The organism is Clostridia bacterium, from assembly GCA_016887505.1.
Lineage (GTDB): Bacteria > Bacillota > TC1 > TC1 > UBA5767 > UBA5767.
Window position 1 is genome coordinate 988,240 of the sequence record CP069393.1, and the last position, 11,720, is coordinate 999,959.

The 11,720-nt window shown below is 41.1% G+C and carries 12 protein-coding genes; 2 read left to right on the plus strand and 10 right to left on the minus strand.

Annotation, left to right across the window (positions count from 1 at the left end; translation table 11 throughout):
* Positions 1–3: 3 nt before the first annotated feature.
* From JR334_04935 to JR334_04965, 7 genes are all read right to left on the minus strand, one after another.
* Positions 4–1,149, minus strand: coding sequence for an iron-containing alcohol dehydrogenase (locus tag JR334_04935; GenBank protein ID QRN86568.1), 1,146 nt, complete (start codon positions 1,147–1,149; stop codon positions 4–6).
* A complete protein-coding gene (locus JR334_04940) occupies positions 1,146–2,186 on the minus strand; it encodes a LacI family DNA-binding transcriptional regulator (protein QRN86569.1) in 1,041 nt (346 codons plus the stop codon). The genes JR334_04935 and JR334_04940 overlap by 4 nt, the downstream gene beginning before the upstream one ends.
* Positions 2,187–2,263: 77 nt before the next feature.
* A complete protein-coding gene (locus tag JR334_04945; protein ID QRN86570.1) occupies positions 2,264–3,094 on the minus strand; it encodes an HAD-IIA family hydrolase in 831 nt (276 codons plus the stop codon).
* The gene (locus tag JR334_04950) at positions 3,060–3,842 is read right to left on the minus strand and encodes a deoxyribose-phosphate aldolase (protein ID QRN86571.1); all 783 of its coding nucleotides are present in this window, start codon (positions 3,840–3,842) and stop codon (positions 3,060–3,062) included. The genes JR334_04945 and JR334_04950 overlap by 35 nt, the downstream gene beginning before the upstream one ends.
* The gene (locus tag JR334_04955; GenBank protein ID QRN86572.1) at positions 3,835–5,280 is read right to left on the minus strand and encodes an FGGY-family carbohydrate kinase; all 1,446 of its coding nucleotides are present in this window, start codon (positions 5,278–5,280) and stop codon (positions 3,835–3,837) included. Before JR334_04955 ends, JR334_04950 begins: the two co-directional genes overlap by 8 nt.
* A 229-nt stretch (positions 5,281–5,509) precedes the next feature.
* Entirely contained in the window at positions 5,510–5,935 is a 426-nt protein-coding gene (locus tag JR334_04960; GenBank protein QRN86573.1) for a universal stress protein, read from the minus strand.
* Positions 5,936–5,937: 2 nt separating this feature from the next.
* The gene (locus tag JR334_04965) at positions 5,938–6,513 is read right to left on the minus strand and encodes a xanthine phosphoribosyltransferase (GenBank protein ID QRN86574.1); all 576 of its coding nucleotides are present in this window, start codon (positions 6,511–6,513) and stop codon (positions 5,938–5,940) included.
* A 244-nt stretch (positions 6,514–6,757) separates the two neighbouring features.
* Here JR334_04965 and JR334_04970 point away from each other — a divergent pair, with 244 nt between their 5' ends.
* Both JR334_04970 and metA read left to right on the plus strand, forming a co-directional pair.
* On the plus strand, positions 6,758–8,056 hold the full coding sequence (locus JR334_04970) for an O-acetylhomoserine aminocarboxypropyltransferase/cysteine synthase (GenBank protein ID QRN86575.1): 1,299 nt from the start codon (positions 6,758–6,760) through the stop codon (positions 8,054–8,056).
* Positions 8,044–8,964 (plus strand): homoserine O-succinyltransferase, encoded by a 921-nt coding sequence (metA, locus tag JR334_04975; protein QRN86576.1) that lies wholly within the window; start codon positions 8,044–8,046, stop codon positions 8,962–8,964. Before JR334_04970 ends, metA begins: the two co-directional genes overlap by 13 nt.
* Before the next feature lie 47 nt (positions 8,965–9,011).
* Here the strand turns inward: metA and JR334_04980 are convergent, their stop codons facing one another.
* From JR334_04980 to JR334_04990, 3 genes are all read right to left on the minus strand, one after another.
* On the minus strand, positions 9,012–9,749 hold the full coding sequence (locus tag JR334_04980) for a hypothetical protein (protein ID QRN86577.1): 738 nt from the start codon (positions 9,747–9,749) through the stop codon (positions 9,012–9,014).
* A 15-nt stretch (positions 9,750–9,764) separates the two neighbouring features.
* Complete coding sequence (deoD, locus tag JR334_04985; protein QRN86860.1) at positions 9,765–10,478, minus strand: purine-nucleoside phosphorylase; 714 nt, start codon at positions 10,476–10,478, stop codon at positions 9,765–9,767.
* A 300-nt stretch (positions 10,479–10,778) separates the two neighbouring features.
* Positions 10,779–11,711 (minus strand): ABC transporter permease, encoded by a 933-nt coding sequence (locus JR334_04990; protein ID QRN86578.1) that lies wholly within the window; start codon positions 11,709–11,711, stop codon positions 10,779–10,781.
* Positions 11,712–11,720: the final 9 nt, after the last annotated feature.

Sequence of the window (11,720 nt, forward strand, 5' to 3'; positions counted from 1 at the left end):
ATTCTACTCCTTCAAAATAGCTTCAAAAATCGGAATCAATTCCTCGGGTCTAGGTTTTCTAGGATTGTTCCGCATTAGGAACATATCACAGGCTGCCTGGGCAAATACGGGAATATCTTCTTCTTTTTCGAAGTAATTAAACAAACCTTCAGGGATATTCAGGTCACTCAGGAACTGGCAAACAGCATCAATAGCCAATTCGGCTGCTTCACGCTTGCTAAGACCAGTAACATCTATACCAAACATTTCTGCCAACTCAACATGCTTGTCCAATTTAGCTAGCATATTGAAGCGCAGTGCGTATGGTAAAAATACGGCATTCGATAGACCATGAGGAACATTATAGTAACTAGCTACTGGTCCTGAACAACTGTGGATGAAGCCTAAACCAGCTTGGTCCATAGCTACGCCAGCAAGAACTGCTGCCAATGCCACTTTTTCTCTTGCTTCAATATCTTCCCCATTCGAGAAAGCTCTAGGTAAGTATTCAATGATTAGTTGCATAGCCTCAACCGCCCATGCATCCGTCATTGGGTTGGATCCCAGACCCACATAAGCTTCATAGGCATGGGTAAATGCATCAATGCCTGTCGTGGATGTGATATGTGGAGGCATAGTAACCATCAAAGCTGGATCAATGATAGCAGCATGAGCGAACAAGTCGTCACGCTTGATACCTTTTTTGGTGTTTCTGCTGATAATTACTGCAGTCGCAGTTACCTCACTACCGGTTCCAGCCGTAGTTGGGATATTAACCAATTTAGCCATTGGAGCTTCTGTTGCCTTATTGTCCCATTGATATTCAGACAAGGTGCCTGAATTTGTAAGCAGAAATGCAACCATCTTACCTACATCAAGTGGAGAACCGCCACCTAACGAGATGACAGCGTTGCAATTATTTTTTTTAGCTAAGGCTAAAGCACTCACTACTGCCTCTTCGTGCGGGTTAACAGGGACATCATCAAACACAGTGTATTTAACCTTGTTTGCCTCTAGTATGTCCATTACTTTTTTAGCAACACCAATACTTACTAACACCTTATCAGTCACAAGAAACACATTGTCTTTTTCACCAAACAGATTGCTTAGTTCATTAAGACTTCCAAGACCATGGTATACTCTGGTCGGCATAAAGAATTTTTTACTCATTTCTCTTCCCCCTTACTATAATCAAAAGGATCCTCACTAAGATCATGTTCCTTAGTGATAGAATTCCTTTTCGCGACATTTACCGGTAAAATCATTTCCTTGGGTTCTCCCCCATTTTCCAGGCGATTCAATATCATTTTTGCCGCTTGGGCGCCCAGTTTAAACGGTGAAAACTTGAGAGTCGTCAGTGATGGAATCGTATATTTACTAATCATCGAGTCATCCATCCCGCAGATTGCAATATCTTTTGGAACATCCAAACCATTATTATGAGCAGCCTTGATGGCGCCGAATGCAACCATATCTGAGGCACATACTACAACGTCAGGCCTATTCTTCTTCAGGATCTTTTGCATAGCTTGATACCCAGAATTTGGCGTCCAGTTCGCATAAAAAATGTCTTCGTCACTTATCACCAAGCCATAGGCGCTAGCAGCTTTTTTGAACAAGCCAGACATTCGTCTTGCATTTTCATCCTCTTGTCCATTCACCAGACAAAGGTGTTTATATCCTTGGTTTTTTATATAGTCGCAAAGCATACGATACCCTTGCAAATAATCCACCCCTACAAAGTCTGCATCGTATCCCTCAGGTCTATCTCCAACACACACCACTGGCTTTTTACTACTCAATATTTTGATTTCTTCAGCTGCCGAAGAATAACAGTTAATAATTCCATCAACCAGTTGATTGGACAACGGCTTATGAATATTTGTTTGTTCTCCGAAATTTTCGGAGGAGTCCACCGTCACCACTGAATAACCAGCTTTACTCAAAGTACTTATTACGCCCCGAGTAACTTGACTTATATGTATTGATTCAGTGTTCGGAACCACAATGGCTATAATTTTAGTTGATGAAACCGATAAAGCTTTCGCCAATGGATTGGGTTCATATCCTAATTCTTCAGCAACCCGTAATACCCTTTTTCTAGTAGCTTCCGAAACGGATTCTCCTTCAGCAAAGGTTCTTGATACCGTCGATTTTGCCACACCAGCTTTACGTGCCACATCATTAATGGTTACCTTCTTAATCAATATACTTCACACCTTTCGTGTTTGGAACCGGTTCTATTTTATCATATTTAGCCATACTTTGCTATAAAAAAGAGAGCTTATAAGCTCTCTTCAATAATTCTCATAAACTGTTTCATATCTGGTACGATAAAATCTGGATGAATTCCCTTGGATTCCACACTCTCCCTTGAATCTACGCCAGTCTCTACAAGCACTGAATAGATTCCTGCTTGTCTCGCTCCCTTAATATCAGTGTCTAGTCGGTCTCCAATCATCATAACTTGTTTTGCTGTCAATCCCATTTTTTTTACCGCCAGCTGAAACAAAATTGGTTCTGGTTTTCCAATGATAATCGGATGCATGCCAGTCGCTGCTTCAATAGCAGCTAAAGTCGTACCTGCCTCTGGCAACAGACCTTCTTCTGTCGGAATCAAAATATCTGGGTTGGTTCCAATTAGTCTCGCCCCATCTTGAATATGAAGAATAGCATTCTTTAGTTTTTCATAATTCAGATTGAAATCTCCACCGACTACGACTATATCCGCTTGCTTCTCTCTGCCTTCTAGAACCTCATACCCTCTTTGTCTAATTTCATTCTTCAAGGCTTCTTTACCAATTACGTAAACAGTATGACGTTTGGAGTGATTCAATGCCAAATACTCCGCTGTGGCTTCTGCACAAGTTAGAATATGCTCCTCCTTAATACTAATGCCCTGTTTTCGGAATCGTTCTTGATAGTCCTTAGCTGATTTGGTATTATTTGTGGCCACAATAAAGCCCCAACCCAAGGTTTCCAGAAGCGTAAACAACTCTTTCAAGTCCAACAATGGGTGTTCCCCTTTGAAAAGAGTCCCATCAATATCCAAGATTATGCCCTTGGTTTTTTTTAGTGCCTCAATCATCGAGTAATGCCACGGCCTGTTCAGCACTCCAGCCCTCATGTATGATGTTATGAATTGCTCTAGTCATGGCTTGCGGGTTATCCGATTGCCATACGTTTCTACCCACAGTTGCCCCACTACTACCGGATTTTAATCCTTGCTCAATCATCGTAAGTACAGCAAGTTTGTCTGGATTATTTACTCCGCCCAGAACTACTACTGGAACATAGCAACTGTCCACCACTTCTTCAAAATCATCACAGTAAGGAATTTTCACCCAGTCAGCACCCAGTTCTGCAGCAACTCTTGCTGTGGTCTTCATATGGTGTAGCGTTCTTTTTTCCGGACCAGCTTCAAATCCACCTGGCATCATCTCAGCCATAACAGGGATACCCCACTCATGTCCTTTACGAATCACTTTTGCTAGTGTCTTTAAATGTTCCTCTTCATACTCTGTCGCAGTGAAGGAAGTCACACACAGCGCCTCCGCACCAACTCTCAATGCATCTTCAATTGAATACCAGGCTGAGCCTGCCCCAGGCGACGGCGCCAAAATACTTGATGTACCATCTATTCGAAGCACTAGTCCCACTTTGGACAATTTTTCTGGAAAACGAACAGCAGTACCATAGGTTGCCATGACTCCATCAGCACCACCAGCAATCACTTGATCTAGGCACCAACCCATATCCTTTACACCCTTAATGGGGCCACTGATCATTCCATGGTCGCATGCCACTACAAAGGACTTCCCATTGTTAAAGATTCTATTCATTCTTCTACGTACATCACTCATCTTTATTAATCTCCTTGTGTTTTTCATACAGTCTTTGATACATTCCGTATTTTGTTGCAGCAGGATACAAGCATAAATCATCACGCTTGAATCGCATCCTTGCTTCCTCAAAACTTGTCGCTTCGCCCGTTGCAAGCATCGCGAGCATGGCAGCACCTAGAGCCGGCCCATGTGTATAGGATGTCATTCGGACTGTAATGCCTAGGCTGTCTGCAATCATCTGTGGCAGGAGTGCATTCCGGCTTGCTCCGCCAATAAGCCAAAGTTCTTTCAGGGGCACACCCATATTGGCTAGCCGGTTTACAGAATAGTAAACTTGGTATACCAAGCCTTCTATCAGCGCTCGCGAAAGATCGCCGAAATCCTGCGCTGGACCAATTCCTAAGAATCTTCCACCTCTTGCATCATATATGGCTCCTGCAGAACCCAATTTTGCTTTTTTAATCCGGTTGTTGAATTTTTTATACAAAGCGTCTCTATCGCATCCAGCTACTAGACCACCAGCAATTTCTGAAACCCACCACTCTATATGTTTTCCATAACACCCCAAGAATTCTGATGCTATATATGTATCAGGAATCACATGGTAGTTGAGATCCATCGTGTCGGGCACTAAATCCATATTTTTATCATGCAAGGCCACATTGAGGACCCACGCAGTACCACAGGCCAACATACCCATTCCTTTTTCTTTCACGCCTAATGCTAAGGCTTCACAACTGTGGTCTTGACCTCCATTTATGACTGGTAACATCTTTCGAATTCCTAAATATGTCATCATCTCATCGCATAATGGACCTACAATACATGTAGACTCACGAATATCCGATAAAAAGCTCTTATCAATTCCAGCCATACTAGAAATCGCATCACTCCAGTTGTCTGTTGCCAGGTCAACTAGAAGCATCTCACTTGCGCAGGATAGATTGCTTACAAATTCTCCCGTCAAATGGTGCACTACAAAATCATTCACACTCATCCAACGTATCGTTCTTTTATATAATTCTTGATCATACTTTTTAAACCAATGTATTAGTGGTAGGGGAAGACCTGCTTGCGGTTTCCAACCGCAATCCTGTCTCAACTGTTCAGATACTCCGGTCTTATCCCATGTTTCAACAAGGTCCTCAGCTCGAGCATCCATCCAAGTAACAAGATTTCCTGTTGCAATTCCATTTACATCAGCTGGCACCAAGCTACCACCTTGCGTAGACATACTCAAGGCAGAGATTTCATCTTTATCTACGCTATCAAAAGCGTTCTTAAGCACCACTTCACAAGCCCTAAGAAGCTCTTGTGGATTTTGTTCCACATAGCCATCTTGCGGGTAAAGTAAGGACAGTGGTTGTTCAAATACAGATAGCTCTTCCCCCAATAGAGAAAAAGCCACCGTTTTAACTACTGTCGTTCCAATATCTAAGCTAATTATCGTTTTCATTTCGTCCCCTTTCTTTTTATCTAGCGGAGACTCAATCCATCTACTTTGGCAAGTTTCAGGTAAAGGATTAGCACAAACAAGGTTATTGTTTGTGAAAGATAGATCACAAAGCCTAAACCTACATACATTGTTGACATGCAGACCCCCCCCTTTCCAAAGTTGTATATACGACTGTTTCATTATAAGCTAGCAACAAGAAAAGGTCAAAAAAAAATAAGAGGCTAGCCTCTTATTTTACAACCATTACAGATATATCAGTATTGTAAATCACCTTGGATACTACACTTCCCATGGAAAATATTCCTCTATGGCTACTTCCATGAGCCCCCAATACCAAAAGATCATACCCATTTTTTGAGGCCTCAATAATTTCTGTGGCAGGGTCACCGTGAAGTAGTATATAGTCTGCCTTTTCATACCCCTCGAATATTTCCTTCATATCCTCCAATACGGCTTTACCAATATCATCATAAACCTCATTTGCTTGAGGTACCATAGTGAAAATCCGTTCATAGTGGGCAACACCTCCAATAGGTACTACCACATTAACAATATCCACTTCTGCATCGTTCAGTTTAGAAAGTTCCAATATTTTTGCCGCTGCATTCTTTGCGAATTCCGAATCATCGACTGCCAACAAAATTTTCTTAAACATTTCTATTCCTCTCCAAATACAATTTCTTCCTCATTCATACCAATAATGCGTGCAAGTGAATCCACCTTATATCCGCGCTCTCTCAGGAGAACACCACCTTCTTGAAAATCTTTTTCAATCACAATGCCGATTCCTTCCACAATGGCTCCTGCTTGATCACAAATCTCTGCAAGGCCCATTGCAGCCTGTCCTTTGGCCAAGAAATCATCAATTAACAGCACGTGGTCTCCTTCATGTAAATACTTTTTAGATACCCTTATATTATAATCTATTTTCTTTGTAAAAGAATGAACATGTGCTTCATACATATCTTCATTCAATGTTTTTGACTGGAGTTTTTTAGCAAACAATACCGGGACGTCAAAATATCTAGCAGTAAGAACTGCGATTGCAATGCCCGATACCTCAACTGTCAAGATTTTATCAATTTTATGGTCTTTATATCTTTCATAAAATTCCTTGGCAACCTTATCTAAAAATGCTACGTCCAACTGGTGATTTAAAAAACAGTCCACCTTCAATATTTCTGTGCCGATTACTTCCCCTTCGTCGACAATTTTTTTCTTCAGTTCTTCCATTCATACTCCCCTTCCAAAACAATCTAATCAATTTATATTATCAACAGTATACAGCCCGTAGCCAAAAATACCAATGCAAAAATTGACATTTATGTGCAAATTGAAATCTGAGAGTCTCAATTAACTCAATTTAATTATCTCTCAAGGGATTTCTTTCTTTACAAGCTTGCCTAATGCTGTTATTATTTTCTAAATGCCTACTGTTTAAGTAGGGTATTAAAAAAAGAATGTGAGGAGGTTCACGATGAAAAATAATTATAGGCTAGCAACACTTGCGGTTCGAGGCGGATATAGTCCAGATGGCACAGGTGCTGCCAACATGCCAATCCATCCTTCCACTGCCTTCCACTTTGATAATGCAGACCATGCAGCAGACTTGTTTGACCTAAAAGCTACAGGCAATATTTATTCACGTATCAATAACCCAACCATGGATGCGTTATCTGAAAGAGTTAACCTTCTAGATGGCGGTGTTGGTGCTTTGGCTGTTTCCAGCGGTCAGGCAGCCGTCACCATTGCTCTAACCAATATCGCTGAAAATGGAGACCATATTTTGGCAATGAGCGCCCTATATGGAGGCACACATAGTCTACTCACCCATACTTTTAAAAAATATGGCATCCAAGTGGACTTTGTTGATCCGGAAGCATCCTTTGAGCAAATACGGAGTTTGGTTAAATCTAATACCAAAGCCATCTTTGCAGAAACGATTGGCAATCCAAGAATGAACGTACTCGATGTAGAAAAGATTGCTGCCGTCTCCAAAGAAGCCGGTATTCCTTTTGTGTTGGACAACACGTTTGCCAGTCCCATTTTATTTAGGGCTAAAGATCATGGTGCCAACATTGTACTTTATTCTGCAACAAAATATTTAGGTGGTCACGGTAACGCACTAGGTGGCATTATCGTTGATTTAGGTAATTTCCCTTGGAATAACGGTAAATTCGAAAGGCTCGTAACCCCTGATCCAAGTTATCACGGCATCAGTTATTGGGATTCCTTCAAGGAAGCAGCCTTCATCGTAAAAGCTCGGGTTGGAGTCCTTCGAGATTTGGGATCAACGATTAGTCCCTTCAACGCTTGGATTATTGCCATGGGATTGGAAACGTTACCGCTTCGGATGAAAAAGCACAGCGAAAATGCTTTGGAACTCGCTAAATTCTTAGAAAATCATCCACAGGTTCGTTATGTTCTATATCCTGGACTTGCAAGTAGTCCTTCTTATGAGCTGGCAAAAACCTATTTGCCAAGTGGAGCTTCTGGTATGCTTGCGTTCGGTGTAAAAGGTGGTAGCAAGGCAGGAAAATGCTTTATCAATCATGTTGAGTTAGCCAATCTTGTAGCCAATCTTGGCGATACCAGAACTATTGTTACTCACCCAGCTAGCACGACGCACAGGCAATTAAACGAAGAAGAACAGATACAGGCAGGCGTACAGCCAGATATGATTCGCGTGTCAGTGGGTATTGAAGATATTGAAGACTTGAAAGAAGATTTCGATCAAGCACTGTGTAAATGTAAGGAGGAGCGATGTCACCAGTAGTAATTCCGAAATGCCTCCCAGCAAACCAAATTCTTAAAAGTGAAAATATTTTCGTTATGAACCAAGAACGGGCAATGCAACAAGATATCCGGCCACTACAAATTTTAATCGTTAACCTAATGCCCTTAAAGGAAGTTGCGGAGGCACAATTGCTTCGTCTTTTAGGAAATACATTGTTGCAAGTAGAAATAACCTTGCTTCATATGGCAACCCATAATTCAAAGAATACCAGCAAGCATCATCTAAAAGCCTTTTACCATACTTTGGAAGATGTTAAATCGCATCGCTATGATGCCATGATTATCACAGGGGCCCCCGTTGAAACACTTCCCTTCGAAGAAGTAACCTATTGGAAAGAATTTCTAGATATCCTTGAATGGGCAAAGATAAATGTGTTTTCAACCATGTATATATGTTGGGCTGCCCAGGCTGGCTTGTATGCAAATTATGGCATTGACAAAAAGCCTCTATCTGAAAAACTGTTTGGTATTTTCGAGCACCAGATACACATAATTAATGAACCTCTTTTCCGTGGGTTTGATGATTACTTCAAAGCGCCGCATTCACGTCATACCGAAGTGGATTCTAACGCTGTTAAAGCACAAGAGGACCTAGATATCCTCTCCACATCAAAGCAGGCAGGAATATACATCGTTTCAGATAAAGCAAGAAAACACTTTTATGTGACTGGGCATCCAGAATACGACCGGAACACATTATCAAAAGAGTATTTTCGAGACCGAAAAAAAGGTCTGGATATTGATGTGCCCACTTCCTATTTCATAAATGATGATCCCAAGAGCCCTATCAACATGACTTGGAAGGGCCATGCGCATTTATTGTTTTCCAATTGGCTAAACTACTATGTTTATCAAATGACAGATTATGATTTTATCGAAAAAAAATAAAAGTGGAGGCTTCGGCCCCCACTTTCTTATTTTCTCTCATTTAAATACTACTGTTCAGCTTGATAGGTGATATCGGACTTAGGATACACAATATTCTTCATATCCGTTCGAAATGTTTGGCCTCCAAATGATCCAACCAACATCATTTCTTCCTCTTCACCAATCTTAAATACCTTCATGTCCTCAGTAAGAACCGTTTCTTTTTCTCCCTCCGCTGAAGACTCAAATACTACACTACCGGCAGGAATGGTTAATGGGTTAATCACTTGGATTTCTAAATCTGGTGTAAAGTAAGTCGTATCTTCTTTATTGATATACCCTCTAGTATTCTCCGGTTCAGCGTAGTTAACAATTTCCACATAAAGATAATCTAAGTTGTCTACCTTGTTTCGGGTTTGTTCAATAACGCGCACTAAGGTACCAGCTTTTATTGTTCCCATACTAGCTTGATCGGCACCAGGTAAAAACCAAAATGTTGTATCGCGTACAACAAAGCGACGTCCAGCGTCAGGATCCATATGAGTCAATGTCATCATTTCTGGTTTCAAGGCTTCTGTCAGCTCATCCTCCAGAGCACTTTTTTCCTGTTTTAATTCAGCTACATTTTTTTCCTCTGTCACCAGTTTTGCCAATATCTCTTCATGTTCTGTCTCAAGAGCGAGTATGTCTTGCTGAAGCAATCCAATTTGTTCTTGTTCATCTTGGAAGGCAATCCACAAATCAGAATAAAGCCATGCACCAATAACCACGATGACTGAAAACAGGATAAATACGATTTTTTTCATTTCTACCTCCTATTTCTACAGCCTGAATGCCGTTTCCAACCCTAAAGTTATCATATTTGTAAATGCAGTTTCCCTCTGTTTTGCTGTCGTCGCTTCGCCCTTGGCTATGGAATCAGAGACCGTCAAAATACAAGCTGCGTTCTTACCCAAGAGATTGCTATTAGCAAACAAGGCAAAAGCTTCCATTTCCACAGCCTTAATGTTCATTTCTCTCATTTTAGCATTCAGCTTTTCTCCATCTTCCACGTAAAAAACGTCTGAAGAATTAATGTTAATTTCCTTAACTTCAATGTTTTCATCCGAAGCAGCTTGAGCAATTACCCCATTAATTTTTTGGGAAGGAAATATTAGCTGGTCTTCGTAACCGCTTTGCACCTTGGCATAGGTGGAATCACTGTAAGCTGCACGTACTATAACAGTTTCAAAAATATCAAGATCCTCAGCATAGGCACCGCAGGAACCGATTCTAATAATATTTTCTACGCCATAAAATTCGAATAGTTCATAGGAATAGATGCCGATCGATGGCATCCCCATTCCAGAACCCATGACCGAAACTCTCTTTCCTTTATAGTTTCCAGTAAAACCGAGCATATTGCGCACTTGATTAAACTGCACGACGTCCTCGAGATAATTTTCCGCGATATATTTGGCCCGCAAAGGATCTCCCGGCATTAGTACAGTCTTGGCTATGTCCCCCATTGCAGCTTCAATATGAGGAGTTGGGATATTTCTAATTTCTTTGCTCATAGGCATCTCCTTCATCATTCAATCTATCTTTATTATACCTTATTCTATTCATTAATCTTAAATACCTGCTAAAAAATATACTACTCCTAATCTTCTTTTCTTATCACAAACAATTATTCGTACAATTGTAGTTAATCTAAGAAGAATATCCGCATTGATTTGGATAGAATATTTCTATGCTTCTATGTAGCTACTTCTTTTGTTTCGTAACCTAACTACAAAAAGATAGGCGACTTAGTCGCCTATCTCAAACCGTTAACTTAAGCTGCTAATCCTGTATCACCGTTCTTCACGATCATACGGTTTACCCAATGATTCCGGCTCACCTTCGCTGTTTTTACCGCTACTGATCGTAACAATAATTAACACAGCAATCGTTAAAAGATATGGCATAGCATTTAAAAAGAATGGAGATATGGTAACACCGACTGCTTGCAATCTGTACCCCAATGCTTCTACGCCTCCAAAGAGATATGCGCCTAGAATCGCTCTAGATGGGTTCCAAACAGCAAAAATTACCAAGGCAATGGCTATCCAGCCACGGCCCCCAGACATGTTCTCAACCCAACTAGGAGCCGATGCCAAGGATAAGTAAGCCCCACCTAAACCAGCTAGCATTCCACCGAAGATTGTATAGGCATAACGAAGTCTAAACACATTTACGCCCAGTGAGTCAGCAGCGCCTGGATTTTCACCGGTCGCGCGTAGGTTGAGACCAAAATTGGTTCTATATACAAAAAACCACAGTAAAAACACCAGCAAGTATGAAAAATAAACCAAGATGTTGTGGTCGAAAAAGATGGTACCAATTATTGGGATCTTTGACAACAATGGGATGGGAATTTTAACAAAGGTAACTGGAGCTGGCATACCAACGTATGGTTTGCCTAGGTAACCAGAAAGCCCAGTTCCAAATATAGTCAATGCCAATCCACTTACAACTTGATTGGCCTTAAGATTAATCGTAATGAAACTGTGCAACAAGGCCAACAGGCCACCACCCACAGCAGCAGCAATAACCGCTGCAAATAAATTCAAGGTGGTAAAGGCTACGATAAATCCGGTTACTGCACCTACTAGCATCATGCCTTCTAAGCCCAAATTCTGCACGCCTGATTTTTCTGCAATAATCTCCCCCAGCGCTACGAAAAGTATGGGTGTACCCGTGGAAATTGCTGCTGCCAATATGGCAATTACTAAACTTAAATTCATAATTTCCTC

Excerpts from the sequence above, each read along its gene's own strand:
- JR334_04950 (QRN86571.1), bottom strand. The coding sequence starts at position 3,842 with ATGAGTGATGTACGTAGAAGAATGAATAGAATCTTTAACAATGGGAAG.
- metA (QRN86576.1), top strand. The coding sequence starts at position 8,044 with ATGTCACCAGTAGTAATTCCGAAATGCCTCCCAGCAAACCAAATTCTT.
- JR334_04960 (QRN86573.1), bottom strand. The coding sequence starts at position 5,935 with ATGTTTAAGAAAATTTTGTTGGCAGTCGATGATTCGGAATTCGCAAAG.
- JR334_04935 (QRN86568.1), bottom strand. The coding sequence starts at position 1,149 with ATGAGTAAAAAATTCTTTATGCCGACCAGAGTATACCATGGTCTTGGA.
- JR334_04980 (QRN86577.1), bottom strand. The coding sequence starts at position 9,749 with ATGAAAAAAATCGTATTTATCCTGTTTTCAGTCATCGTGGTTATTGGT.
- JR334_04955 (QRN86572.1), bottom strand. The coding sequence starts at position 5,280 with ATGAAAACGATAATTAGCTTAGATATTGGAACGACAGTAGTTAAAACG.
- JR334_04965 (QRN86574.1), bottom strand. The coding sequence starts at position 6,513 with ATGGAAGAACTGAAGAAAAAAATTGTCGACGAAGGGGAAGTAATCGGC.
- JR334_04990 (QRN86578.1), bottom strand. The coding sequence starts at position 11,711 with ATGAATTTAAGTTTAGTAATTGCCATATTGGCAGCAGCAATTTCCACG.
- JR334_04970 (QRN86575.1), top strand. The coding sequence starts at position 6,758 with ATGAAAAATAATTATAGGCTAGCAACACTTGCGGTTCGAGGCGGATAT.